The 26,337-nt window shown below is 67.4% G+C and carries 25 protein-coding genes; 4 read left to right on the forward strand and 21 right to left on the reverse strand.

The features are described from left to right. Positions 1–2 precede the first annotated feature (2 nt). The 16 genes from ACZZZN_RS08355 to prmC all read right to left on the reverse strand — a co-directional run bounded on the left by ACZZZN_RS08355 (position 3) and on the right by prmC (position 15,969). Entirely contained in the window at positions 3–2,753 is a 2,751-nt protein-coding gene (locus ACZZZN_RS08355; protein ID WP_463504699.1) for an FtsK/SpoIIIE domain-containing protein, read from the reverse strand. A gap of 58 nt (positions 2,754–2,811) precedes the next feature. Further along, entirely contained in the window at positions 2,812–3,609 is a 798-nt protein-coding gene (locus ACZZZN_RS08360) for a PP2C family protein-serine/threonine phosphatase (protein WP_463504700.1), read from the reverse strand. Between the two features lie 262 nt (positions 3,610–3,871). Continuing rightward, positions 3,872–4,702, reverse strand: coding sequence for a large exoprotein (locus tag ACZZZN_RS08365; protein ID WP_463504701.1), 831 nt, complete (start codon positions 4,700–4,702; stop codon positions 3,872–3,874). 119 nt (positions 4,703–4,821) lie between these two features. Then, positions 4,822–5,568 carry a YaaA family protein gene (locus ACZZZN_RS08370; RefSeq protein ID WP_463504702.1) on the reverse strand — a complete coding sequence of 249 codons (747 nt, stop codon included), beginning with the start codon at positions 5,566–5,568 and terminating at the stop codon, positions 4,822–4,824. A 75-nt stretch (positions 5,569–5,643) separates the two neighbouring features. Then, a complete protein-coding gene (locus ACZZZN_RS08375; RefSeq protein WP_056308253.1) occupies positions 5,644–5,904 on the reverse strand; it encodes a F0F1 ATP synthase subunit epsilon in 261 nt (86 codons plus the stop codon). Positions 5,905–5,906: 2 nt separating this feature from the next. Beyond that, entirely contained in the window at positions 5,907–7,361 is a 1,455-nt protein-coding gene (gene atpD, locus ACZZZN_RS08380; RefSeq protein ID WP_045255375.1) for a F0F1 ATP synthase subunit beta, read from the reverse strand. A 21-nt stretch (positions 7,362–7,382) separates the two neighbouring features. Then, on the reverse strand, positions 7,383–8,282 hold the full coding sequence (locus tag ACZZZN_RS08385; protein ID WP_463504703.1) for a F0F1 ATP synthase subunit gamma: 900 nt from the start codon (positions 8,280–8,282) through the stop codon (positions 7,383–7,385). Between the two features lie 20 nt (positions 8,283–8,302). Beyond that, positions 8,303–9,943, reverse strand: a complete 1,641-nt coding sequence (atpA, locus tag ACZZZN_RS08390) for a F0F1 ATP synthase subunit alpha (RefSeq protein WP_045255377.1) — start codon at positions 9,941–9,943, stop codon at positions 8,303–8,305. Positions 9,944–9,990: 47 nt separating this feature from the next. Next, positions 9,991–10,779: a F0F1 ATP synthase subunit delta gene (locus ACZZZN_RS08395; protein ID WP_463504704.1), complete on the reverse strand. Its 789-nt coding sequence runs from the start codon at positions 10,777–10,779 to the stop codon at positions 9,991–9,993. Further along, complete coding sequence (locus ACZZZN_RS08400) at positions 10,779–11,333, reverse strand: F0F1 ATP synthase subunit B (RefSeq protein ID WP_463504705.1); 555 nt, start codon at positions 11,331–11,333, stop codon at positions 10,779–10,781. The genes ACZZZN_RS08395 and ACZZZN_RS08400 overlap by 1 nt, the downstream gene beginning before the upstream one ends. Before the next feature lie 27 nt (positions 11,334–11,360). After that, complete coding sequence (gene atpE, locus ACZZZN_RS08405; protein ID WP_042541851.1) at positions 11,361–11,597, reverse strand: ATP synthase F0 subunit C; 237 nt, start codon at positions 11,595–11,597, stop codon at positions 11,361–11,363. A 43-nt stretch (positions 11,598–11,640) separates the two neighbouring features. Beyond that, positions 11,641–12,426, reverse strand: a complete 786-nt coding sequence (gene atpB, locus ACZZZN_RS08410; RefSeq protein ID WP_463504706.1) for a F0F1 ATP synthase subunit A — start codon at positions 12,424–12,426, stop codon at positions 11,641–11,643. A gap of 146 nt (positions 12,427–12,572) precedes the next feature. Next, entirely contained in the window at positions 12,573–13,151 is a 579-nt protein-coding gene (locus ACZZZN_RS08415; protein WP_463504707.1) for a hypothetical protein, read from the reverse strand. Then, positions 13,148–14,320 (reverse strand): MraY family glycosyltransferase, encoded by a 1,173-nt coding sequence (locus tag ACZZZN_RS08420; RefSeq protein ID WP_463504708.1) that lies wholly within the window; start codon positions 14,318–14,320, stop codon positions 13,148–13,150. The genes ACZZZN_RS08415 and ACZZZN_RS08420 overlap by 4 nt, the downstream gene beginning before the upstream one ends. Further along, positions 14,317–15,024, reverse strand: coding sequence for an L-threonylcarbamoyladenylate synthase (locus tag ACZZZN_RS08425; protein ID WP_463504709.1), 708 nt, complete (start codon positions 15,022–15,024; stop codon positions 14,317–14,319). The genes ACZZZN_RS08420 and ACZZZN_RS08425 overlap by 4 nt, the downstream gene beginning before the upstream one ends. Positions 15,025–15,108: 84 nt before the next feature. After that, the gene (prmC, locus tag ACZZZN_RS08430; protein ID WP_463504710.1) at positions 15,109–15,969 is read right to left on the reverse strand and encodes a peptide chain release factor N(5)-glutamine methyltransferase; all 861 of its coding nucleotides are present in this window, start codon (positions 15,967–15,969) and stop codon (positions 15,109–15,111) included. Between the two features lie 99 nt (positions 15,970–16,068). Here prmC and cysK point away from each other — a divergent pair, with 99 nt between their 5' ends. After that, positions 16,069–17,007 (forward strand): cysteine synthase A, encoded by a 939-nt coding sequence (gene cysK / locus ACZZZN_RS08435; RefSeq protein ID WP_463504711.1) that lies wholly within the window; start codon positions 16,069–16,071, stop codon positions 17,005–17,007. 8 nt (positions 17,008–17,015) lie between these two features. Then, positions 17,016–17,585 carry a serine O-acetyltransferase EpsC gene (gene epsC, locus ACZZZN_RS08440; protein WP_463504712.1) on the forward strand — a complete coding sequence of 190 codons (570 nt, stop codon included), beginning with the start codon at positions 17,016–17,018 and terminating at the stop codon, positions 17,583–17,585. Positions 17,586–17,612: 27 nt separating this feature from the next. Here epsC and ACZZZN_RS08445 read toward each other — a convergent pair whose 3' ends face one another. Continuing rightward, a complete protein-coding gene (locus ACZZZN_RS08445) occupies positions 17,613–18,014 on the reverse strand; it encodes a hypothetical protein (protein ID WP_463504713.1) in 402 nt (133 codons plus the stop codon). An 88-nt stretch (positions 18,015–18,102) separates the two neighbouring features. Further along, positions 18,103–19,647 carry a CitMHS family transporter gene (locus ACZZZN_RS08450; protein WP_463504714.1) on the reverse strand — a complete coding sequence of 515 codons (1,545 nt, stop codon included), beginning with the start codon at positions 19,645–19,647 and terminating at the stop codon, positions 18,103–18,105. Between the two features lie 164 nt (positions 19,648–19,811). On the opposite strand from ACZZZN_RS08450, the gene ACZZZN_RS08455 reads away from it, so the two are divergent. Together ACZZZN_RS08455 and ACZZZN_RS08460 are read left to right on the forward strand one after the other, a co-directional pair. After that, complete coding sequence (locus ACZZZN_RS08455; protein ID WP_463504715.1) at positions 19,812–21,470, forward strand: sensor histidine kinase; 1,659 nt, start codon at positions 19,812–19,814, stop codon at positions 21,468–21,470. Continuing rightward, positions 21,467–22,123 carry a response regulator gene (locus ACZZZN_RS08460; protein WP_463504716.1) on the forward strand — a complete coding sequence of 219 codons (657 nt, stop codon included), beginning with the start codon at positions 21,467–21,469 and terminating at the stop codon, positions 22,121–22,123. Before ACZZZN_RS08455 ends, ACZZZN_RS08460 begins: the two co-directional genes overlap by 4 nt. 37 nt (positions 22,124–22,160) lie before the next feature. Here ACZZZN_RS08460 and prfA read toward each other — a convergent pair whose 3' ends face one another. From prfA to thrB, 3 genes are all read right to left on the reverse strand, one after another. Continuing rightward, positions 22,161–23,240 (reverse strand): peptide chain release factor 1, encoded by a 1,080-nt coding sequence (gene prfA, locus ACZZZN_RS08465; protein WP_463504717.1) that lies wholly within the window; start codon positions 23,238–23,240, stop codon positions 22,161–22,163. A gap of 11 nt (positions 23,241–23,251) precedes the next feature. Further along, on the reverse strand, positions 23,252–25,210 hold the full coding sequence (gene rho, locus ACZZZN_RS08470) for a transcription termination factor Rho (protein ID WP_463504718.1): 1,959 nt from the start codon (positions 25,208–25,210) through the stop codon (positions 23,252–23,254). Positions 25,211–25,407: 197 nt separating this feature from the next. Next, positions 25,408–26,337: a homoserine kinase gene (thrB, locus tag ACZZZN_RS08475; RefSeq protein WP_463504719.1), complete on the reverse strand. Its 930-nt coding sequence runs from the start codon at positions 26,335–26,337 to the stop codon at positions 25,408–25,410.

A 26,337-nucleotide genomic window follows, 5' to 3' on the forward strand; every position in this document is an offset into this window, starting at 1 on the left:
CGTCACCGCGGAGCGAGCGCCGGAAGCACCACCCGTCGGGGAGAACCGTCGGCCAGCAAAGACCAGGCACGCCCCTGGTGCGGTCTGGCGTACGGAGGAAGCTGGCGCACACCGGCGAGCTGGCGGAGCTCGACCGGGTTCTCAGCCCGGATCAGGACCTCGCCCTCGTTGCGCGCCCGCTGCCACAGGCTCCACTCTCGCTGCCATGTCTCCGCCTCGGCGACGACGATGACCCGTCGGTCAGCGGTGTCCACCTCCGTGCGCTGTCCTGAGCCCACGACCACCATGCAGTCGGGGTGCGCGGCGGCGAGGACCTCGGCCACCGGTCTTGCGCCTGTCGTGACGAGTGCGGTCAGCGGCATCGACGGCGACCACGGCTCCGCCGTCGACAGCGTCCTGGTGTCTTCCGGAAGAGGGTCGGCCGCGACCGCCCATGCAACCTGCACCTGACGGTCTCCGAGCACCGCTCTCCCTGCCGGACGCTCACGCTCGAACGTCTGCGCGTCGCCGCCGGCAGCGAGATGTTCGACACGATTGGGCATCCGCAACAGCGCCCGCCGCGGCAGCGCATCGAGGATGCGCCCGACCGCTCCTGATGATCGCGACGCCGTGAGGACGAACGTCGTCGTGGCGCAACTGCGGATCAGCTGCTCCCAGAGCTGCGCGAGATGCTGAGCATGCTCGAGCGGCAGGTCTCCGAGGTGCACGTCGATGTCGTCGCACAGGATCAGAGGCGGCGCCGCCTGAGATCGCTCGACGAGGCGTGTGACCGTGTCCCACGAGGATTCCGCGTCGTGCGGTACCCAGAGTGCGCCCGTGCACTGCTCCGCGAGCACACGCAATGCCGAGGTCCGACCGCTCCCGGGGGCGCCGAGAATCGCGAGGCCGCGATCGATTCCCGGCCGGATCAGCTCGAGCGGCTGACTCTGACGCTGCGGATCGTCGGCCCGCCCGAGCACGAGCGCCCCCTCTGGCACGGCGTCGACGATCTCGGCGAGCGGGATCCTCTGCGCGAGCGCAGGCAACCACGGGCTCACGGCCTGCCTCGTGTGCGACCACCTCACCGCGGCCGCACGAAGGTCGACGACGCCAGTGAGCGCGACCCGCATCGCCATCGGCTCCCGGTCACGCGGCCGCCGGAGGAATGCGATCCCCCGTGATTCGAGACCCCCGGGCAACTCGGATGCCGCGTCCGTACCCAGGACCAGCCGACTGTCTCCCGCATCGCTCACGCGCAGGCTGAGCCGCAGCGGACAGTTCGCCGCGAGAGCGTCGCGGATGACGCCGGAGGCGCGCTGCGTGCCGATGATGAGATGCATACCGAGGGCGCGTCCGCGGGCGGCGATGTCGGTGAACACTCCCCCGAGCTCGACGTGCTCCTGCAGCAGCGCAGCGAACTCATCGACCACGATCACGAGTCGAGGCATCTCCACACCGCTGATGTCACGGGCACCGGCCGCCGCGATGATCGATTCACGCCGTCGCAGCTCCGCGCCGAGACTGGACACGCCGCGGCGCGCGCCGTCTTCGTCGAGATCGGTGATCACGGCAGCCACGTGGGGCAGCACACGCAGCGGTTCGAACGCCGTGCCGCCCTTGAAATCGGCGAGGACGAACAGGACACGATCCGGACCGTACACCGTGGCCATCGCGGTCACCCACGTGACCAGGAGCTCGCTCTTGCCCGTCCCGGTGGTCCCCGTCACGATCGCATGCGGACCGTCGTCCACGAGGTCGAGCATCATCGTGTCGCGATCGCCGCGTCCGATCGCCACCGGCAGGCCCTGCGGCGATTCGTGCTGCGTCAGCTCTGCCAACATCACGGCGTCCGGAAGCACGTCGAGGTCGTCGGCTTCTCCGGCACGACGCGCAGAGGCGGCTTCTGCCTGCGCGAGAGAAAGCGCCTCGGCATCGACGTCGACGATCCCCATCGGTGTGCGCACGGTCGCGCCTCGGAGCTGAGGCACATCCATGACGGTGGTCACCCCCTCCGGCACTTCGTCACCGGTGCGCAGCAGCCAGATCATCGCCTCGCAGTCCGGGGGCATCTCGCCTCCGCGAACGATCCCGAGACGGTATACCCCGCGACGCGGCGCACGGAGGTTCGGAAAGCCGCTCACTCCGACCGGGGAGGCCGAACTTCCCACCAGGGTGAGCTGTCGCGGTCCGAACCTCAGGCAGAGCTGTACGACGAGGGCCCGAGCCACTGCTGCGACAGTAGGCACCGGACCCCGCAGCGCGATTCCCCCTCCGAGGGGTACTGCGATCGGCACCCCGACGATGGTCGCGCACCGACGCTGGAAGTCGCGCTCGCGGTCACCATCACCGCCGGCGGCCCGGAGGCCGCTCGCGGACGCACCGCTGCCGACGACGAGCTCGGTCGTCGCGTCGGGCTGCTCGTTGCCCCTCAGCGGAGGCTGCGCCAGACATACCGCCGCATCGGGATGACGATGCCAACGCCTCACCCGCTCCTCGTCGTGACGCGACGCCAGCTCGCTCTCGGCCTCGAGCCATGCCTTCTCACTCGAGATCGTCGCGTCGCGACGTGCCTTGCGCCGGGCACGCGCCCCGTCGACGAGCGAGGCGAAGATCATGAGGGGGCCCAGCGCCGCGAAACAGAGCGCATAGAGAGAACCGGTGATCCACCACAGCAGGACTCCCCCAGCGACAGGCACGAGAGCCGCCACGATCGGAACGGGCGGCCTGCGCGGATCTGCGGGCGCAGCGGGAATGGCAATCGGGAGGGAGTCCATGCCCTCCAGTGCACAGGATTACGTGCGCTGCCGGGAGCCGTCCACAGGCCGTGGCGAACTAGTCGTCGGCGTCGGCTGATGTGGAGGAGGATTCCCCGGCGACCTGAACGATGACCAACGTCACATTGTCGCGGCCGCCGTTCTCGAGAGCCGCGGCGAGCATCGCGTCGACTGCATCGGCCGGATCGGCGTTCGCGCGGAGAAAGTGCTGGATTCCGTAGTCGGTGAGCTCTTTGGTGAGTCCGTCGGAACAGATCACGAATCGGTCGCCCGCGCGCACGTCGAGCGCCACGTAATCGGGGGCCGTCAGCTCGCTGGCCCCGACCGCACGTGTGATCACATTGCTGTACGGGTGCCCCTCAGCCTCTTCCGGACTGATCTTTCCCGAAGCGATGAGTTCCTGCACGACGGAGTGGTCGGTCGTCACCTGCACGAGCCGGTCTTCGCGAAGAAGATATACACGGGAATCGCCGATGTTGAGTGCCACCCAGTGCGGTTCTCCATCGGAAAATTCTAGGAAGATGCCTGTGAGGGTCGTTCCTGTGCCCTCGTCGGTGGTCTCCGGATGGTCTGCGATGTCAGCCACCGCGAGGTGGAGAGCGCCTTCGATGGACGAACGTCCGACATCTCCCGCCGCAGCGATCGCCTCGAGTCGCTTGACCGTGCTGGAGCTTGCGATCTCGCCGCCGGCGTGGCCGCCCATTCCGTCGGCGACGATGAACAGCGGGAACTCTGCGAGGAACGCGTCCTGGTTGGTCTCGCGGCGCCGCCCCACGTCGGTCACGCCGGCCCAGGAGACCGTGAGGTCGCCCTGCGAAACAGTGACGCCGTGCGTCTTCGTCGTCGTCTCAGCCACGCGTCGCCTCCGAATTGCCCGCGAGTCGGGCGGCCCCAGCATATCCACACATCGTAGTGGAGGCCGACTGCCGGGAGACGGATCTGCCGATGACTACGCTCCTCGGAACTGTGGCCGGCACGGGCAGTCCGGGTGCGCCGTCACGGCGCTGCGAGGTGACCATGCTCCCACGCTATCGTCTCAGACCGCATCCGCCGCATTCCAGACCTGTTCCGCACACGCACAGAGCCCCCGACCGCGGTCGGGGGCTCTGTGGACGATCTCAGGCGGGGGGCTGGGTCGGGTCCGTCGGAGGTGCCGGCGGTGCAGCCGGCGGGGCGGGAGGCCCAGCAGGAGGTGCCGGAGGCCCCGCCGGAGGCGCCGAGGGGGCAGCCGGGGGTGCCGACGGAGCAGCCGGAGGTGCCGACGGAGCAGCCGGAGGAACACCCGGTCCCTGCGGCGACGACGGGGCTGCGGGCGGAGCATAGCCCGGCTGTGCGGGCGGAGCGTACCCCTGGGGAGCCGGAGGAGCGTAGCCCTGAGGGGCTCCGTGTCCCTGCGGAGCTCCGTACCCCTGCGGAGCGGCCGGACGCGGCTGGACCGGAACACCCTGCCACACCGTGGTGTCGGCGAGGAGCTTGTTGGTGCCCCACGAAGCGGGCGCGATGTTCGGGTTCCACCGCGACTTGTCGAACGCGTTGATGCCGAGCCACACGACCGGCAGGAAGAAGTAGAGGATGACCCATACTGCGTCCTTCTGCAGCTTGAGCCCCACTCGCCATGCGGCGATCAGATCGAGGATGCGCGCGGCGATACCCACGATCGGCAGGATGAGGAACCAGCCGAGGAACGGAATGATCGCTCCCAGGATGCCCGCGCCGACCAGGTACAGAAGCAGCCAGGGGCTGAGGTCACCGAGCTTGTAGAAGATCATCGAGTTGTAGACCGGGACCCAGGCGCGCCACTTGCCCTGAACACCCGCCTTCTCGAAGACCTTCATGTAGAACCACGAGTAGATCGCGTAGATGGCCAGAGGCAAGACCGTGTAAAGCAGAATCAGGGCGACCAGAGCGCCGCCCGAAAGCCCGCCGTAACCGTAGTAATCGTCGTACATGATCCCCTCCGGATCCGATGGAGCGGCGCCGTGCGCGCCGCGACACCCACCATAGCGGTGCGCCGATATTACGGGCAACGACCCACGCCGCGGGCTGTCACACGATTCGTCATGCCCGCTCAGTCGGCGACGACGAGCTCGAGCACACCGTCCGCCCCTGACTCACGCAGCACGATCCCCTGAGCATCAGCCCAGCGGCGGAGTGCGCGCACCGAGCGGATGGTGGGACGGTGCTCTGCAAGCGAGCGCACGAGCATCCCCTTGGACTTCTTGTTGAAGTGGTTGAGCGCGCGCCCGTGTTCCGTCACGACGCGGACGTATGCCGAGGGAACGGACGAGGGCACCGGAGCGAGCGCGACGTACGCTTCGCTGCGCAGATCGAGGATCACTGCCGGCGCCTCCGCAGCAATGGCTGAGCTCGTCACCTCGGCCCAGTGTGTGCGCAGCGAGGGGAATCCGGGAAGAGAGGTACCCGCGGCGAGACGGTAGGCAGGAATCCGATCGAGCGCACCGACGGGCCCGAATGGCGCAGAGTGGATCCAGACGTGCGATCCCAGCCACCGTCGAGATGTCGCTGACAGCGTGGCGGCATCCAGAGCGTCGTAGAGGACACCCGTGTAGCGATCGACCGCAGGCATCGTGGCCGACGAGAGCAGCGCACGATTGTGTGCGACGTCACCGGCCTGTTTGGCGCTCAACTTGAGGACCCTGCGCGATTCGTCCTCATCGGCAGCGAGCTCGATCAGAGCATCCGCCACGGCCCGCCGGCGGTCGAGCAGGCCGGGCAGCGCGAGCGTTCCCAGATCGAGAGGAGCATCCGCGCCACCGGCGCGCTTGGTCTCAGAGGGGGGAAGCAGGATCTTCATGGAACCTCGGTATACAGACGCGTCCGCCCCGGCCCCCACTGAGGGGGCCGAGGCGGACGCGAAGAACTGAACTGATCAGGCGATGAGAGCCGCGTTGCCTGCCACGATCGTCAGGACGTCGCTCTCCATGGAGAGGAAGCCGTCCTGCGCGTTGGCGAGCACCTTGGTGCCATCCGTCTGCGTGATCCGGACCTCGCCCTGGGCGAGGATCGCCAGGACCGGCTCGTGGCCGGTCATGAAGCCGATCTCACCCTCGACGGTCTTGGCGACCACGAGGCTCGCCTCTCCCGTCCAGACCTCCGCATCCGCGGAGACGAGGCTGACGTGCAGTGCCATGGTCAGCCGTTCTCCTTCTGGATCTTCGCCCACTGCTCTTCGACGTCGGAGATGCCACCGACGTTGAAGAAGGCCTGCTCGGCGACGTGGTCGAAGTCACCGCGCGTGATCGCATCGAAGGACTCGATGGTCTCCTTGAGCGGGACGGTCGAACCCTCGACACCAGTGAACTTCTTGGCCATGTAGGTGTTCTGCGAGAGGAACTGCTGGATGCGACGTGCACGCGACACGACGATCTTGTCCTCTTCGGAGAGCTCATCGACACCGAGGATGGCGATGATCTCCTGCAGTTCCTTGTTCTTCTGGAGGATCTGCTTGACCGTGGTGGCGACGCGGTAGTGGTCCTCGCCCAAGTAGCGGGGGTCCATGATGCGCGACGTCGAGGTCAGCGGGTCGATGGCCGGGTACAGACCCTTCGACGCGATCTCACGCGAAAGCTCCGTGGTGGCGTCGAGGTGGGCGAACGTCGTCGCCGGGGCCGGGTCGGTGTAGTCATCGGCGGGCACGTAGATCGCCTGCAGCGAGGTGATCGAGTGGCCACGGGTCGAGGTGATGCGCTCCTGGAGGAGGCCCATCTCGTCGGCGAGGTTCGGCTGGTAACCCACGGCGGAGGGCATGCGGCCCAGCAGCGTGGAGACCTCGGAACCGGCCTGCGTGAAGCGGAAGATGTTGTCGATGAAGAGCAGCACGTCCTGCTTCTGCACGTCACGGAAGTACTCCGCCATCGTCAGAGCCGAGAGGGCGACGCGCAGACGCGTTCCCGGCGGCTCGTCCATCTGGCCGAACACGAGGGCCGTCTTGTCGAAGACACCCGCCTCTTCCATCTCGTGGATGAGGTCGTTGCCCTCACGGGTGCGCTCACCGACACCGGCGAACACCGACACACCACCGTGGTCCTGCGCGACGCGCTGGATCATCTCCTGGATGAGGACGGTCTTTCCGACACCGGCTCCACCGAACAGACCGATCTTTCCACCGAGAACGTACGGCGTCAGGAGGTCGATCGACTTGATGCCGGTCTCGAACATGGTGGTCTTCGACTCGAGCTGGTCGAAGTTCGGAGCCTTGCGGTGGATCGGCCAGCGCTCGGTGACTTCGATCGTCTCACCGGGCTCGAGGTTCAGGACCTCGCCGATCACGTTGAAGACCTTGCCCTTGGTGACGTCACCGACGGGGACCGAGATGGCCTCTCCGGAGTCGCGCACTTCCTGGCCGCGGACGATGCCGTCGGTCGGCTTCAGGGCGATGGCACGAACGAGGTCGTCGCCGAGGTGCTGAGCGACCTCGAGCGTGATCTCGACGGACTCGTCGCCGATCGTGATCGTGGTCTTCAGCGCGTTGTAGATGTCGGGGATCGAGTCGTGCGGGAACTCGATGTCGACAACCGGACCGTTGACGCGTGCGACGCGCCCGACGACCGCGGTCGCCGGCTGGTCAGCCGTGGCGGTGGTGGTCATTTTCGTCTCTTTCCTGATGGTCTATTTGCTCGACGAGAGTGCGTCGGCGCCGCCGACGATCTCCGCGATCTGCTGCGTGATCTCCGCCTGACGCGCGTTGTTGCGCAGACGGGTGTAGTCGGTGATGAGCTTGTCGGCGTTGTCGCTGGCCGACTTCATCGCCTTCTGCGTCGCAGCCTGCTTGGCAGCAGACGACTGCAGGAGAGCGTTGAAGACGCGGCTCTGGATGTACACCGGCAGGATCGCGTCGAGGACTGTCTCGGCATCCGGCTCGAACTCGTACAGCGGGTAGACGGCGCTTCCCGCCTCCGAGTCATCGGCTTCCGCGATCTCCAGCGGAAGCAGGCGCACGGATTCCGGCGACTGCGTCATCATGCTGACGAAGCGGTTGTACACGAGGTGGATCTCGTCGACGCCGCCCTCGTCCGCACCGCGAGAGAAGTCCTCGAGCAGCTGCGCCGAGATCTCCTCTGCCGTGTGGAACGACGGGGTGTCGGTGTCGCCGGTCCACTCCGCTGCCGCCGCGATGCGACGGAACTGGAAGTAGCCGACGGCCTTGCGACCGACGAGGTAGAACACCGGCTCCTTGCCCTGGCTGCGCAGAAGCTCCGCCACCTCGAGACCCTCACGGAGGATCTGCGAGTTGAAGGCTCCGGCAAGACCCCGGTCCGACGAGAAGATCACGACCGCGGAGCGGCGGATCGTCTCGGGCTCGCGGGTGAGCGGGTGGTCGACGTTCGAGTGCGTCGCGACGGCGGACACGGCCCTCGTCACGGCACGCGCGAAGGGACTGGACGCTTTGACACGTCCCATCGCCTTCTGGATGCGCGAAGCCGCGATGAGTTCCATCGCCTTCGTGATCTTCTTGGTCGTCTGAGCAGAAGAGATCTTCTGCTTGTAGACCCTGAGTTGAGCGCCCATGAAATCAGTTCCTCACGCGATTACGCGCGACGACCCTTGACGATCTTCTCCTGGTTGACGTCGTCGGCCTCAGCCGCACCGTGCTCCTCGTGGCCGGGAGCGCCGATGGCCTGCCCCTTGCCTCCCTGGAATTCCAGGAGGAAAGCATCCGTGTGCTTCTCGAGCTCAGCGACCGTGTCGTCATCGAGGACGTTCGTCTCGCGCAGGGTGTCGAGCACCTTGGTGTTGCGACGCAGGTAGTCCAGGAGCTCGCGCTCGAAGCGAAGGACGTCCGCGACCTCGATCGTGTCGAGCTTGCCCTTGGTTCCGGCCCAGATCGAGACGACCTGCTCCTCGACGGGGTACGGCGAGTACTGCGGCTGCTTGAGCAGCTCGGTCAGACGCGCACCACGCGAGAGCTGACGACGCGACGCCTGGTCGAGGTCGGACGCGAACATCGCGAAGGCCTCGAGCGAGCGGTACTGAGCGAGTTCGAGCTTGAGCGTTCCGGACACCTTCTTGATCGACTTGACCTGAGCGTCACCACCGACTCGCGACACCGAGATACCCACGTCGACCGCGGGACGCTGGTTGGCGTTGAAGAGGTCGGACTGCAGGAAGATCTGCCCGTCGGTGATCGAGATCACGTTCGTCGGGATGTAGGCCGAGACGTCGTTGGCCTTGGTCTCGATGATCGGAAGACCGGTCATCGACCCTGCGCCGAGCTCGTCGGAGAGCTTCGCGCAACGCTCCAGCAGACGGGAGTGCAGGTAGAAGACGTCACCCGGGTATGCCTCGCGGCCCGGCGGACGACGCAGCAGCAGCGACACGGCGCGGTAGGCCTCGGCCTGCTTCGACAGGTCGTCGAAGATGATCAGGACGTGCTTGCCGCCGTACATCCAGTGCTGGCCGATGGCCGAACCGGTGTAGGGGGCGAGGTACTTGAAACCGGCGGGGTCGGAGGCGGGAGCTGCCACGATCGTGGTGTACTCCAGGGCACCGGCCTCTTCGAGCGCGCCCTTCACCGAGGCGATGGTCGAGCCCTTCTGGCCGATCGCGACGTAGATGCAGCGCACCTGCTTGTTGACGTCGCCGGACTCCCAGTTGTCCTTCTGGTTGATGATCGTGTCGATCGCGATCGCGGTCTTGCCGGTCTGGCGGTCGCCGATGATCAGCTGACGCTGGCCGCGGCCGACGGGGATCATGGCGTCGATCGCCTTGATGCCGGTCTGCATCGGCTCGTGCACGGACTTCCGCTGCATGACGCCGGGCGCCTGCAGCTCGAGCTCACGCGAGCCCTCGGTGGCGATCGAGCCGAGGCCGTCGATCGGGTTTCCGAGCGGGTCGACGACGCGACCCAGGTAGCCGTCACCCACGGGGACGGAGAGGACCTCACCCGTGCGGGTGACTTCCTGTCCTGCTTCGACACCGGTGAAGTCGCCGAGGACGACCACACCGATCTGGTCCTGGTCGAGGCTCAGCGCGAGGCCCTTGGTGCCGTTCGCGAAGGCCACGAGCTCGTTGGCCATGACGCCGGGCAGGCCCTCGACGTGCGCGATTCCATCCGCTGCGTCGATGACGGTGCCGACCTCGGTCGCCGCTGCCCCGGTGGGCTCGTAGGCGGCGGCGAAGTCCTTCAGCGCGTCACGGATGACGTCGGGGCTGATCGATAGTTCTGCCATTGTCTTCCCTTTGTATCTGGGTGCGCGGTTCCCCGCGCGAAGTCGTGTTAGCCCGCGAGCTTCTGGCGAAGGTCGGCGAGTCGAGCGGAGATGCTGCCGTCGATGACGTCATCGGCGATCTGCACGCGCAGGCCTCCGACGACGGCGGGGTCGAAGACCTCGTTGAGGGATACGTTGCCGTCATAGCGACGCGAGAGTGCGGCGCTCAGGCGGGTGCGCTGTGCGTCGGTCAGCGGCTTCGCGGTGTGGACGGTCGCCACCACCCGATCGCCCTGGTCCGCGACGATGCGCGTCGCCCGCGACAGCATCTGCCGGATGCGACGCTCACGCGGCTGACGGACCAGCGACGAGACGATCAGCGCGGCGGCGTCGCTGACGCCTCCGGCGAGAAGTCTCTCGACGAGAGCGCCCTTGGCGTCCTCTCCCCCGAGGCGCGTTCCGAGCGCGAGCTCGAGATCCGCGTTCGCAGCGATCACCCGGGAGAAGCCGAACAGCTCTCCCCCGATGTCAGCCTGCGGAGTGGAGATCGCTGCCGCACGGATGGCCAACTCCTCGACGCCGTCGACGAGCTGCGACGAGGAGGACCAGCGCTGAGCCACGACGGTCTTCAGGATGTTCTGCACGTCCTGAGAGAATCCGCCGAAGATCGCCGACACGACGTTCTGTCGCGCATCGGCCGGAGCCGAGGGATCGGTGAGCGCGCCGCTCAGCTGAGACGACTCCGCCACGGTCCTGGCAGCTGCGAAGAGCTCCCTGGCCGAGTCGAGAGTGACGTCCTTCGCTGCGGCAAGCGCCTGAGTGGATGCCGCGAGTGCCTGAGTGGTCGCGCTGCCCATTACTGAGCCGCCTTCTCGGATGCTTCGAGGTCGGCGAGGAAGCGGTCGACGACCGCCGTCGCGCGAGCATCGTCCGAGAGCGTCTCGCCGACCACGCCGCCGGCGAGGTCGATGGCGAGCGAGCCCACCTCGCTGCGCAGCGAGACGAGAGCGGTCTGACGCTCGGCCTCGATCTGCGTGTGCGCGGTCGCCGTGATGCGAGCTGCCTCGCTCGACGCGGTGTCCTTGGCCTCGGAGACGATCTTCTTGCCGTCCTCACGGGCGGCCTCACGGATCTCTCCGGCCTCGGTGCGCGCCTCGGCGAGCTGCCGGGTGTACTCCTCGAGAGCGGCCTCAGCCTGCTTCTGGGCCTCGTCTGCCTTGGCGATGTTGCCCTCGATGGCGGCGGACCGCTTGTCGAGCATCGCCGTGAACTTCGGAAGGGCGACCTTCCACACGACGACGAGGATGACGAGGAACCACAGGCCCGACCAGATGATGTCGTACCACGCAGGGATCAGCGGGTTGGGTGTTTCACCCTCTGCTGCGAGGTTCGTGACAAGAGCGTTCAGCATCCTGTCTCCTTCAGAAGTCGGTTCGGATTACGGGAAGGGGATGAATCCGACGGCGATGCCGACGAATGCAAGCGCCTCGGTGAAGGCGATACCGATCCACATGAGGACCTGGAGGCGGCCGGCCAGCTCGGGCTGACGAGCGACACCCTCGATGGTCTTGCCGACGACGATGCCCACACCGATGGCCGGACCGATTGCAGCGAGGCCGTAGCCGACCGAAGCGAGGTGACCGTTGATGTCTGCGAGAACCGTAGTAGCGTCCACGGGTTTTTCCTTTCGTTGGGTGGGACGGCAGTTGCCGCCCCGCTCAGTGCTCTTCTGCGACCGCGAGCTGGATGTAGACCGCGGTGAGGACGGTGAAGACGTATGCCTGGAGGACGGCGACCAGAATCTCGAACAGAGTGAAGGCGCCGCCGAAGGCGAGGGTTCCGACACCGAGGACGGCCCAGCCGCCACCTGCGGTGAAGAAGAAGAACTGGGTGGCCGCGAAGCACAGCACCAGGAGCATGTGACCGACGACCATGTTCATCAGGAGTCGGAGCATCAGGGTGACGGGACGGATGATGAAGGTCGAGAGGAACTCGATCGGCGTCACGATGATGTAGACCGGCCAGGGCACGCCTGCCGGGAAGAGCGCGTTCTTGAAGAAGCCGAGCGGGCTCTTCTTGATACCCGCGTAGATGAAGGTGACGTAGCTCACCAGGGCGAGCGTGAGCGGCACGGCCGCGATGCTCGTACCTGCGATGTTCAGGAACGGGATGATTCCCGTGATGTTCATGAACAGCACCATGAAGAAGATGGTGGTGAGGATCGGCAGGAATCGGGTGCCGTCCTTGCGTCCGAGCAGGTCGTGCGCGATGTTGGTGCGGACGAAGTCCAGACCCATCTCGACGACGCTCTGGAAGCGTCCGGGCACGATCTTCATGCGACGGGTTCCGAGGACCAGGATCAGCACGACGGCGATCACGGCGAGGAACTGGACGAGGTGGATTCGATGGACGGGGATACCCGCCACTTCGAAGAGGATCTCCGGGAAGAACTCGTCGATCGAAGGTCCGTGGAACTCGCCGTCAGAGGACGCGAGTTTGGGCATCAGGGTCGCAGCAAGATTGAACAGCGCGGGCTCCAGCTTCGGGGCACCGGTCAGAACCGGGGCGACGATGGTCGGTGTGCTTCAAGCGCAAGCGCTCGCGGGCGAGCGGCGGGCACTCGTCAACACTATCAGAATAAGAGGGTGTCCTAAGACCGCGGAGCCTCTTCGGTCGGGTCCTCCTGGTCGACGGACTCCGGCACGATGTGATGCCGCCCGGGTGCACGATCCTCGGGCACGACGGTCGGCAGCTGCACCCCACCCGGAGCGTGGTCGGCCGGCGCCTCGGACGGCAGCGATGCGTCGCTCACGTTCGGCAGCCGCATCTTCGTGATGACGATCACGTCGATCACGAGGGTCGCGACGACGCCGGTGACGATCGACAGGAAGAAGACCATCGGGCTGACCCACGGCTGTCCGCTCAGCACGATCATGATGACGACGAACAGCCCGAGTTTGAGGAGCCATCCGCCGAGCACGATCGCGAAGAACAGCTGCACGTAGAGCGGGTCGCCGAACCATCGGTTCGCGATCAGGATGCTGAGTGCGGTGATACCGAGGAAGAGCATCGCGAGGACGACGCCGAGCAGACCGCTGACGAGGCCTTCCACCCCGTCGACGAGCAGACCGATCCCCCCGGCCACGATCGCGAGGCCCACCATCGAGAACGCGGACCAGAGCAGCGTCTTCCGCAGGATCGGGTTGCTGGAAACGGGGCTCGGGCTCACGGGGACTCCACGGGTTTCGGGTCGGGCTCAGCGGACGCCGCGGTCTTCCGTCGGCGCGAAGGGTTCAGGGTGATGACGAGGCAGGCGGCGATGCCGATCACGCCGAAGGCGACGCCGGGCAGGTACTGTCCCGGCCAGTCTTCGCGCGCGCCCACGTACATCAGCAGCACGGCGAGCGAGATCACAGCGGTCCAGGCATAGAAGATGAGCACGGCGTCGCGGTCGCGGTGCCCGAGATCGAGCATCCGGTGGTGCAGATGCTTGCGATCGGGAGAGAACGGGGACTTGCCGGCGTTCATGCGACGAAGGACCGCGAGTCCGAAATCGAGGAGCGGCAGGAGCACGACCAGGAGCGGGAGCAGGATCGGGATGAACGCACCGAGCAGCTGGGAACGGCCGAGTCGTTCGAGGTCGAGTGCTGACGGTTCGAGCTGACCGGTCACCGCGATGGCCGAGGTCGCCATGAGCAGACCGAGCACCAGTGCGCCCGAGTCGCCCATGAAGAGCTTGGCAGGGCTCCAGTTGAAAGGCAGGAATCCCAGGCATGCGCCGATGAGCACCGCCGCGAGGAAGGATGCGAGGTTGAAGTAGCTCGAGGCACCCGTGTCGCGCGTCAGGATGTAGGAGTACGCGAAGAAGACACCGTTCGCTATCAGGCAGACCCCGGCGACCAGACCGTCGAGACCGTCGATGAAGTTCACGGCGTTCATGACGATCACGATCGCGAACATCGTGATCGTGATGCTCAGCCAGCTCGAGAAGACGATGAGATCTCCGAAGGGCAGCGAGAGGATCTGCAACCCGCCGCCGACGGTGATGATCCCGGCCGCGAGGAACTGCGCTCCGAGCTTGATCATCCAGTCGAGATCCCACAGATCGTCGACCACACCGATCACGGCGATCAGGAATGCCGCGGCGAGGATCGACCACATCGTCTGCGGCGGCATCCAGATCGTCGCGAAGAAGGGGTTCGCCGCGGAGACAGCCATCGTGATGGCTATGCCCAGGAAGATCGCCACCCCGCCGAGGCGGGGCGTCGGAGTCGTGTGGACGTCGCGCTCACGGATGCTCGGGTACAGCTTGAAACGCAGGCTCAGCTTCCAGACCGCCCAGGTCAGAGCGAACGTGACCGCGGCGGTGATGATGACGGTGAAGAGATACTGCTTCACGAATCCCCGTCCGCGTCCTCCTGCGCAGAAGCCGGCTCGAGCAGATCTCCGAGCACGTCGTGAAGCTGCTCTCGGCTGATCGCTCCCTCACGGAGAATGCGCACCGCCCCCGTTGCGGGATCGGGCGCACGCGCCACGAGCGACGTCGCGTCGATGATCGTCGAGGCGATGCCGGTCTGGCTGACGCCGTCGGCGAGATAGACCGACACGCTGTCGCCGAGCATCCGCTCCGCGTCTTCAGCAGACGTCGCTGCATCGCGACCGGTGAGGTTGGCGCTCGAGACGGCGAGAGGTCCGGTCTCGGCGAGCAGCTCGAGAGCGACCCGCCCCTCGGGCATGCGCACGGCGACCGTGCCCAGAGTGTCGCCGAGGTCCCAGGCGAGCGACGGCTGAGCCGGAAGCACGATGGTCAATCCGCCGGGCCAGAAGGCATCGACCAGACGCCGAACGGGCTCGGGCACGGACTCGGCCAGGGCTTCGAGTGTCTCGACCGAGCCGATGAGCACGGGCGGCGGCTGGTTGCGTCCGCGACCCTTCGCATCGAGCAGCCGCTGCACGGCCTGCGGTGAGAAAGCGTCGGCGGCGACCCCGTAGACGGTGTCGGTGGGGATGACGATGAGTTCGCCGCGACTGATGGCCTGGCGCGCGTGACGCATTCCGGCGAGGAGCTGACCGTCGTCGCCGCAATCGAAGATGGAGGACATGACGACTCGATTCTAGCCGGGGTCTGCCTGAGCGCTCGGTGACGGCGCGATCAGGGGCGGAGTGCTTTCATGGGCGGAGTGGGTTCATGGGCGAAGTGCGGTCGTGGCGCGGTCTCGGAGCGTGAGATCGCGGTGCGTGGCAGCGGCTCTCCAGCCGTCACGGGTGAGGATGCTGCGGATCTCCTCTCCCTGCAGTTCACCGTGCTCGATGACCAACAGTCCTCCCGACCGCAGGAGCTCGAGCGCGCGCACGCTGAGCACCCGCACGATGTCGAGTCCGTCCGCTCCCCCGTACAGCGCCATGGCGGGGTCGAACAGGCGGACCTCGGGGTCGCGCGGGATCGCCGCATCCGGGACGTAGGGAGGGTTGGAGATCACGACCGAGACGGTGCCGTCGAGATCGTGGAACGCATGCGCGAGGTCTTCGTTCACGAGCGTCAGGTTCGTGATCCCCTCGACGTTGCGTCGCGCCCACGGATAGGCGTCCGGCGAGAGCTCCGTCGCATACACACGCGAATGCGGCACCTCGGTCGCCATCGCCAGGGCGATGGCTCCGCTGCCGGTGCCGAGGTCGACCGCGACGGGTTCGGGCTCGGGAGCGTTCAGGAGCGCATCGATCGCGAACTGCACGACCGTCTCGGTCTCGGGGCGCGGCACGAACACGCCGGGGCCGACGGCGAGTTCGAGATGCCGGAACGGCGCCGTGCCCGTGATGTGCTGCAGGGGTTCCCTCGCCGCTCGACGCGTCACCAGCACCTCCAACTCGGCGGACTCGGACTCGTCGACCGTGTCGCCGCGGATGATCGCGGCCTGCACCTCGCCTCGCCGCGCACCACGCAGATGTCCCACCAGCAGCTCGGCGTCGACGAGCGGGTCGGCGACTCCTGCCGCGGCCAATCGCTGGGCCGCGGCGTGGACGAGGGCAGCGAGGGACGTCTCAGGCATGTGCTCCAGCGTAGGGCCGGAACGGTGTCACAATGCCCTTCACCCCTACCCCCTCCCATAGGCTGGAGCAGCAGTCCCCCACCACAGGAAGGCCTTCTCATGTCCGGCATCCACCCCGACATCACCACCGCGTTCGGCAACACCCCCCTGGTCCGTCTGAACCGCGTCACCGAAGGTCTGGGCGCCACGGTGCTCGCCAAGCTGGAGTTCTACAACCCGGCATCGAGTGTGAAGGACCGACTCGGCATCGCGATCGTCGACGCGGCGGAGGCGTCCGGCGAGTTGAAGCCGGGGGGCACGATCGTCGAGGCGACGAGCGGCAACACCGGTATCGCGCTGGCGATGGTCGGTGCGGCGCGCGGCTACACGGTGATCCTCACGATGCCCGCGTCGATGTCGAAGGAGCGCCGCATGCTCCTGAAGGCATTCGGTGCCGAGGTCGTCCTCACCGACCCCACCAAAGGCATGACGCACGCGGTCGCCGAGGCGGAAGCCATCGCCGCACGGACGCCGGGTGCCGTGCTGGCGAAGCAGTTCGCCAACGAGGCGAACCCCGCCATCCACCGCCGCACCACCGCCGAGGAGATCCTCCGCGACACGGAAGGCTCCGTCGACTACCTCGTCGCCGGCATCGGTACCGGCGGAACCATCACCGGGGTCGGCCAGGTGCTGAAGGAGCGCGTCCCCGGCGTTCAGATCGTCGCCGTCGAGCCCAAGGACTCCCCCATCCTGACCGAGGGGCACCCGGGACCGCACAAGATCCAGGGCATCGGGCCGAACTTCGTGCCGCCCATCCTCGACCGTGACATCCTCGACGAGGTCATCGACGTCACCTTCGACGATGCCATCCGCGTCGCACGGGAGACAGCGAGGAGTGAAGGCATCCTCGTGGGCATGTCGAGCGGCGCCGCGATCTGGGCAGCTCTCGAGGTCGCGAAGCGTCCGGAAGCCGCGGGCAAGACCATCGTCGTGATCATCCCCTCGTTCGGCGAGCGCTACCTCTCGACCGCGCTGTACGAGCACCTGCGCGAATCCTGATCCGTCCGATGGGCATGATCGGCCGAATGCGCGAGGACATCGCGGCAGCACGACTTCGCGACCCCGCCGCTCGCAGCGCTGCAGAGGTGGCGCTGCTCTATCCCGGCCTCCACGCGATCTGGGCGCATCGCGTCTCGCATGCGCTCTGGCGCCGACGGCTCCGTCTGCTCGCCCGCGCGACGTCGCAGGTCTCGCGCTGGCTGACGGGCATCGAGATCCACCCCGGCGCGCAGATCGGGCGGCGATTCTTCATCGACCACGGCATGGGCGTGGTCATCGGCGAGACCGCCGAGGTCGGCGACGACGTCATGCTCTATCACGGGGTCACGCTCGGCGGCCGCACTCGCGACCACGGCAAACGGCACCCCACCCTTCAGGACGGCGTAGCCGTGGGCGCAGGAGCCAAGATCCTCGGACCCATCACCATCGGCGAAGGATCGGTGGTCGGCGCGAATGCCGTGGTCACACGCGACGCGCCCCCCGACAGCATCCTGGTCGGGATCCCGGCGAAAGCGCGGGCGCGCATCCTCGGCGAGGACACCAAAGCAGTGCTGACCGCGCCGGAGTACTCGATCTGAAGTCCGTCCGGCGCCTGCCGAGACGTCTCAGCGGGCCCGCGCCTTCTCGACCTTCTTGCGCAGGAAGATCAGCGGCAGCAGCACGCTGCCGACTGCCGTGACCAGCCAGACGATCACAGCGCCGAGCAGCCAGCCCGCGAGATCGACGATTCGCAGACCACCGATCGGCAGCAGCACGACGACCACGAGAGCGATGAGCGTCGACACGATTCCGATGCCGCCCATCAGCACCGGCGCGTAGCGGTCGGCGATCTTGCTGACCCACGGCGCGAGGATGCTCTGCACGATCGCGAAGATCAGGATGCAGATGACGAAGCCCCACCACTTGTCCCATTGGATCTGGAATCCGTCGAGCACGAGGTCGGCGACGATGAGGCCGAGACCCGCAGAGACGACGTACAGGAGCGCTCGGAAGAGGAACGTGATCACGGGCTGAGCCTATCGCTCTCGTGCAGCGCAGCGGGGAACCGGGTCGCGCCCGATCCCCCGCCGTCGCATCACGGAGAGGTGCGACGGATCACTGCGCGACGAAGAACGGGATCGCACCAGAGAGGATTCCGATCCCGAGCATCACCAACGACACGATCGTCGCCCGCCAGAGAACCTTCCTGTGGTGATCACCGAGGTTCACGCTGGCCAGAGACACGAGCAGCAGGATCGCGGGCACGAGCGGGCTCTGCAGGTGCACCGGCTGTCCGATGATCGACGCCCTCGCCATCTCGACGGGATCGATGCCGAATGCCGCGGCGCTCTGCGCGAGCACCGGCAGGATGCCGAAGTAGAACGCGTCGTTCGACATGAAGAACGTGAACGGGATCGACAGCAGCCCGGTGATCGGTGCGAGGAAGGGCCCGAGAGCCGGGGGAAGGACATCGGTGATCCAGGTGGCCATCGCGTCGACCATGCCGGTGCCCGACAGGACGCCGACCAGGACGCCTGCGGCGATCACCATCGAGACGACGCCGACGATGCTCGGGGCGTGCGCGACGATCTCGGACGCCTGATCCTTGATGCCCCGGAAGTTGACCAGCAGCGCCACAGCCGCTCCGACCATGAAGACGTACGGAAGCGGCATGATGTCGAGCACCAGCAGCACCATGACCGCGACGGTGAGCGCCAGGTTGAACCAGATCAGCTTCGGACGCAGCGTCGGCCGCGCAGGATCGAGCATGGTGTCGGCCATGGCGGTGTCGGCGAGGTCGACGCTCGCGGCGGCGACGGGTCCTCGGCCGCCGGAGACCACGACGATGTTGCCGGTGCGCAGAGCCGCGCGTGCGCCGGGCGTCGCGTCGGAGCCGCGGAAGAGCTTCGGCGCGGACGACAGCGCGCCTCCGTCGGAACCTGCGAGGAGTCCGGCGGAGTCGAGACGCCCGAGTCGACGACGCTCCCCCAGACCGAGCATCCAGGCGAACCCGAGGGTCACGACGATGCCCGCGCCGAGAGCGGGGAGCATCGGGACGAAGATGTCCGTCGGCTGGAGGCCGAGGGCCGTCGCCGCGCGCACTGTCGGCCCACCCCAGGGCACGATGTTCAGCGTGCCGTTCATGAGCCCGGCCACACAGGTGAGCACAACGGGACTCATCCCCAGACGGAGGTAGATGGGGAGCATGGCCGACGTCGTGATGATGAAGGTCGTCGAGCCGTCGCCGTCGAGCGAGACCGCGCCCGCAAGGATCGCCGTACCGAGCACGACCTTGGCCGGGTCGTCTCCGAGGAGACGCGTGATCAGGCGGATGAGCGGATCGAACAGGCCGACGTCGATCATGATGCCGAAGAACATGATCGCGAACATGAGCAGCGCGGCGGTCGGAGCCATCGTGGCGATCGAGTCGAGGATCATGTCGCCGAGGCCGAGGCCGGCTCCGGCGAACAGACCGAAGACGGTCGGAACCAGGATCAGCGCGACCATGGGAGTGAGTCGCTTGGTCATGATGAGCGTCATGAACGCCAGCACCATGGTGAACCCGAGGAGCACGAGGAGCCACTCCGGCGGCACGAAGGCCACGTCGTACGTGGGCGCCTCTTCTGCGGCCATGACCAGGCCGGTGAACACGTCGGGCATACGGTGACTCCTTCGTCGTCGCACCGTCGTCTGCGACGGATCCTGACGAGACTAGGCAAAGCGGCGGGTCCGAGCGCGGTATCACGCATTACTCGGCGTTATGCGCGTAGCGTGAGTTCTGCGCATATTGCGCGATGGAGCGCGGACGGATGGGAGCGCCGACGATGACGAGCGTCAAGCCGCGATTCGCGACTCGCGCCCTGTTGCTGCACCTGGCGACGGTCGCTCTCGTCGTCACGCTGTGCACGGGCGTCTATCTGGCGCTCACCGTGCAGCAGCTGCGGGCCGAGGCCGAGTCCACGGCGCTCGGGATCGCGCGGACGCTGGCAGAAGACCCCGACGTGCGTGCCGGCGTCACGCAGATCTCCTCCGCCGCCGAGCGCCCCGATGCCGAGACGCTCCGCAGCGGCGATCTGCAGAGCATCGCACTCGATGTCGCCGAGCGCACCGACGCGCTGTTCGTCGTGATCGCGGATGACGAGGGCATCCGTCTCGCGCATCCGATTCCCGCGCGCATCGGCGAGGTCGTCAGCACCCCGTTCGAGGAAGTGCTCGAGGGGAATGAGGTCGTCGATTGGCAGACCGGCACGCTCGGCGACTCCGCTCGGGCGAAGGTGCCCGTGCTCGACCAGAGCGGCACACCGGTCGGCGAGGTGAGCGTCGGATTCGAGCGCACCGGCGTCTTCGACGATCTCCCTCCCCTGCTCGTCGTGATCGGTCTCACTGCCGTCGGGGCGCTCGCACTCGCCCTCCTCACCTTCCTCCTTCTGCGTCGGCGCTGGGAACGACTCACCCTGGGAGTGCAGCCGGAGGAGCTCGTCGCGCTCGTCCAGAACCAGACGGCCGTCCTCAACGGCGTCGACGACGGCGTGCTCGCCGTCGACTCGACGGGCGTGGTGCAGGTCAGCAACGACGCAGCCGACCGGATGCTCGGCCTCGAGGCACCGGTCGGGCGGCGCCTCGCCGACCTCGAACTTCCGTCCACCGTCCTCGAGCTGCTGAGCGGTGGACGTGCGCGATCCAGCGCGGTGGTGGACGAACGCGTCCTCTACCTCGATTCGAGACCCGTCGTGCGCGATGGCCGCGCTCTGGGCGACGTGCTGATCATCCGCGATCGCACCGCTCTCGTGGGCCTGACCGAGAGGCTCGAGACCGTCCGCACGATGACCGCAGCCCTGCGCGTTCAGCGGCACGAGTTCGCGAACCGCATGCACGTCGCCGCAGGTCTCATCGATGCAGCGCGCGTCCCGGATGCGCGAGCCTTCCTCGGCGAACTCGTCGAGCGCGGCTCCGTCGACTTCCCTGTGACTGGCCTCGAGCTCCTGAGCGACCCGTTCCTGCAGTCCTTCCTCGGCGCCAAGGGCATCGAGGCCGGCGAGCGAGGAGTCGCGCTGCGCATCGCAGAGGAGAGCCAGCTGATCGGCAGCGTGACGGAGCCCGAAGACGTCGCGACTGTGCTCGGCAACCTCATCGACAACGCGGTGACCGCCGCAGTCTCCTGCGACCGCGTCCCTCGGTGGGTCGAAGTGGCGGTGCTCGGAGACGGCGACGCGCTCGTGATCACGGTGGCCGACTCCGGCCCAGGACTCGTCGACCAGGACGCGGTGTCACACGCCACGTCGCACACGGACACGGACACGGACACGCCCGAGCACATCCACGGTCACGGCCTCGGTCTGCCGCTGTCGAGAGAGATCGCACGCCGCCGCGGCGGTGATCTGTGGATCATCGACGAGGGCGGCACCGACCACGGCGCGGTCTTCGCGGCTCGCCTGTGCGGCGCAGTCACCGACATCCCGACGAGCCACCAGGAGCGACGATGACCGACCACCACCTTCGCGTACTCATCCTCGATGACGACTTCCGTGTGGGGCAGTTGCACCGGGACATCATCGACGAGCAACCGGGGTTCGTCTCGCTCGATCCCGTGCGCTCGATCGCCGAGGCCCGCGACACTCTGCGAACGACCCGGCCCGACCTGCTCGTCGCCGATGTCTTCCTGCCGGACGGCGACGGGATCTCCCTGGTCCGGGATGCCGGCCTCGACGCCATCCTGATCTCGGCGGCAGACGACGCACCGACGATCCGCCGGGCGCTGCGAGCGGGCGCCGTGGGGTATCTGCGGAAGCCCTTCGACAGACGCGCTCTGACCGGCCTGCTCGACCGCTACGCACGATTCCGCAACCTCCTCGCGGGCGATCGACCGCTGCACCAGGAGGACGTCGACCGCGCGCTGGCGATCCTGCACGGGTCAGGCGAACCGGTGTCCGTCTCACGCTCCGCGACGGAGCAGCTGGTGCTCGCAGCACTGGGCGACGACGAGGCGTCGGCCACCGAGATCGGGGAGCGGGTGGGCATCTCCCGCGCGACGGCGCAGCGCCACCTGGCAGCGCTCGCCGCGAGGGACGTCGTGGAGGTGCGTCTGCGCTACGGTGCCACCGGACGGCCTGAGCACCGGTACGCGGCACGCTCCTGACCGGCCGCAGACAGCGCCGGTCGCGTTCGAGGTCGGTTCAGGATTCCGAGCCGACCGCGGCGAGACGAGCTTCTTCGTCGGTCTGGATCGCGCTCTCGATGATCGGCTCGAGAGCACCGTCCATCACCTGATCGAGGTTGTAGGCCTTGAAGCCCGTGCGGTGATCGGCGATGCGGTTCTCGGGGAAGTTGTAGGTGCGGATGCGCTCGGATCGGTCCATGCCACGGATCTGCGACTTGCGAGCATCCGACGCCGCGGCATCGAGCTCCTCCTGCTGCTTCGCGAGCAGACGAGCACGGAGCACGCGCATGGCCGCCTCGCGGTTCTGCAGCTGCGACTTCTCGTTCTGCATGGAGACGACGATGCCCGTCGGCACATGGGTGATGCGCACCGCCGAATCGGTCGTGTTCACCGACTGACCACCTGGTCCGGAAGAGCGGAACACGTCGATCTTGAGATCGTTCTGGTTGATCGCGATCTCGTCGGGCTCGTCGACTTCGGGGAACACCAGCACGCCGGTGGTCGAGGTGTGGATGCGCCCCTGCGACTCGGTCGCGGGCACGCGCTGCACCCGGTGCACGCCACCCTCGTACTTGAGGTGCGCCCAGACCCCCTGCGCCGGATCGGTCGATGATCCCTTGATCGCGACCTGAACGTCCTTGTACCCGCCGAGGTCGGACTCGTTGCGTTCCAGCAGCTCGGTCTTCCAGCCCTTCGACGCCGCGTACTGGATGTACATCCGCAGCAGGTCGGCAGCGAACAGCGCCGACTCGGCACCGCCCTCCCCCGCCTTGATCTCCATGATCACGTCGCGCGCGTCGTCGGGGTCTCGAGGGATGAGCAGGCGCCGGAGCTTCTCCTGCGCCGCCTGCACCCCTTCTTCGAGACCGGGGACCTCATCGGCGAACGCGTCGTCCTCACGGGCGAGCTCGCGCGCGGCCTCGAGGTCATCGACGGCAGCCGCCCACGCATCGTGTGCGGCGACGATGCGCGAGAGCTCGGCGTAGCGGCGATTCACGCGCTTCGCGCGAGCAGCGTCGGCGTGCACCGCCGGGTCGGAGAGTTCCTCCTGTACCCGACGGTGCTCGTCGATCAGAGTCTGGACGGACTCGAACACACCGGCTCCGCTCAGCGGATGTTGCTGTCGTGCCCGTGACCGCCGGCAGGCAGCGTCGGGATCGACTTCTGCATCTGCACGAGGAACTCCACGTTCGAGTGGGTCTCCTTGAGCTTGCCCAGCACGACCTCGAGAGCCTGCTGCTGGTCGAGACCCGCGAGAGCGCGACGCAGCTTCCAGGTGATCTTGACCTCATCGGTCGAGAGCAGCATCTCTTCGCGGCGGGTGCTCGATGCGTTGACATCGACGGCCGGGAAGATGCGCTTGTCGGCGAGCTGGCGCGACAGGCGCAGCTCGCTGTTGCCGGTGCCCTTGAATTCCTCGAAGATGACCTCGTCCATCTTGGACCCGGTCTCGACGAGAGCAGTGGCGAGGATCGTGAGCGATCCGCCGTTCTCGATGTTGCGCGCCGCTCCGAAGAAGCGCTTGGGCGGGTACAGCGCCGAGGCGTCGACACCACCCGAGAGCACGCGGCCGGATGCCGGAGCCGCGAGGTTGTAGGCGCGGCCGAGGCGGGTGATCGAGTCGAGCAGCACGACGACGTCGCGGCCCAGCTCGACGAGACGCTTGGCGCGCTCGATCGCGAGCTCGGCGACCGTGGTGTGGTCTTCTGCCGGGCGGTCGAACGTCGAGGCGATGACCTCGCCCTTGACCGTGCGCTCCATGTCCGTGACCTCTTCGGGGCGCTCGTCGACGAGCACGACCATGAGGTGGACCTCGGGGTTGTTCTGCGCGATCGCGTTGGCGATCTGCTGCAGCACGATCGTCTTACCGGCCTTGGGCGGCGCGACGATGAGTCCGCGCTGGCCCTTTCCGATCGGGGCGACGAGGTCGATGATCCGCTGGGTCAGCTTCTCGGGCGCAGTCTCGAGACGCAGGCGCTCCTGCGGGTAGAGCGGGGTGAGCTTGCCGAACTCGACGCGGGTGGCCGCATCGTCGATCGACAGGCCGTTGATCGAGTCGACCTTCACGAGGGCGTTGTACTTCTGGCGCCCCTGCTGGTCGCCCTCACGCGGCTGCTTGATGGAGCCGACGATCGCATCGCCCTTGCGGAGGTTGTACTTCTTGACCTGGCCGAGCGACACGTAGACGTCGCTGGGTCCGGCGAGATAGCCGGTCGTGCGCACGAAGGCGTAGTTGTCGAGCACGTCGAGGATGCCGGCGATCGGGATCAGGACGTCGTCCTCGCCGATCTCGGTGTCGAACTCGTCGGTCGGGGCTGCCCCGCGGCGCTTGTTGCGCTGGCGGTTGCGTCCGTTGCCGCCCTCGTCTTCTGCCGGCGCGCTCTGCTGCTGAGGCTGCTGCTGCTGCTGATCGCCGCCCTGAGCGTTGCCGTTCTGACCGCGCCCCCGGTTGCGGCTGCGGTTGCGGTTGCGGCCGCGTCCACCCTGCTCGTCGCCGTCGCCGGAGTCGGCGGTCGCGTCGGTGGCCTGGTTGGCGCCCTGCGAGTTCTCGGCGGGAGCTTCTGCTGCGGGCTTCTCCGCGGCAGGAGCCTCGGACTCGGCTGCGGGCTTCTTGGCGGTGCGGCGACCGCGGCTCGGCTTCTTCGGCTCGTCCGAAGACTCGGCACCCTCGGATGCGGATGCGGCGGCCGGTGCCGCTGCCTTCTCGGCGGCGGGTGCTGCGGCCGGAGCCTCCGCGGATGCGGACTCGGCGGATGCGGCAGGAGCCTCGACATCGGCCTTCTTGGCCCGGCTGCGGCGCGGGGCCTTCGCCTTCGGCGCCTCGGCGGTCTCGGCGGCGGGCGCGTCGCCCGCGGGCTTCTCGGAAGCGGCGGGAGCGGTGCCCGCGTCCGCGTTCTCAGCCTTGGCTGCCGCAGTCGCGGTCGTCGCGCGACGCGGGGCGCGCTTGCGCGGCGGCGCCTTCTCGGTGGCGACGGCGCCGGATGCGGCGTCGGAACTCACGGACTTCGCCGGAGCCTCGGCGGCGGGCGCCGCCTGGTCGTTCTGGGTCTCGGAGAAATTCTCCACGAGTACTCCCTCTTTGGTCTCGAAGACATGAGCGGTACGCGCACAACGGGTGCTGCGCGCGATCGCACGGGCTGGCGCTCGGCGCCAGCAAGCCTTGGCACCGGACCGACGAAGAGAACTGAGCTCTCAGAAGGGACAGTGCATCAGGGATTCACGTGCGGGTCTTGCAGAGTTGCAATGGGGCCAGATTCACGCAGTTACGTGGAGCCCTCCGCTCGGTTCCCCACTGTACCACCACGCACGTCGACTGCGAGCAGCAGCGCTTCCCACGGGGTGTCGGTCGTCGATTCAGCGAGTTCGACGGCATCCTGGCGACTGCCCGGACCGTCTGCCAGCACCAGCACACTGGGCCCGGCACCGGAGACGACGGCGGCGAAACCGGCGCTCCGCAGCGTCTGTACCAGGCGCTGCGTCTCGGGCATGGCCTCGGCGCGGTAGTCCTGGTGGAGTCGGTCTGCGGTGGCGTCGAGAAGAAGTTCCGGGCTCTGCATCAGCGCTGCGATGAGGAGAGCCGACCGCGAGACGTTGAAGACCGCATCCTCCGTCGAGACGTGCGGCGGCTGCAGCGAGCGGGCCTTCGACGTCGACATCGTGTACGAGGGTACGAGCACGAGCGGCGAGACGCCTCGGTGCACGAGGAGCTTCTTGTGCTGCGGGCCACGCTCGCCCACCCAGGCGATGGTGAGGCCGCCGAACAGTGCCGGCGCGACGTTGTCGGGGTGTCCCTCGATCTCGGTCGCGAGTCGCAGCATGTCGGTGTCGCTGATCTCGACGTCGCCCTCGAGCAGCCCCTTGGCCGCGAGGATCCCAGCGGTCACAGCCGCTCCCGAGGAGCCGAGTCCGCGACCGTGCGGCACGCCGTTCTCGGCGACGATGCGCAGGCCGGGCATCGGGCGATCGACGTCGGCGTACACGTGCGCGATCGTGCGCACGATGAGGTTCGACTCATCACGCGGGATCTCGCTCGCCCCCGAACCCGTGACCTCGATCTCGAGCTCCCCCGCGGCGAGCTCGGTCACGAGCAGGGTGTCGTAGATGCTGAGGGCGAGTCCGAGCGTGTCGAACCCGGGGCCGAGGTTGGCGCTCGTCGCCGGCACGGTCACCTCGACCGTGCGCCCTGCGGCCAT

It is taken from the genome of Microbacterium sp. AC145, from assembly GCF_979258505.1.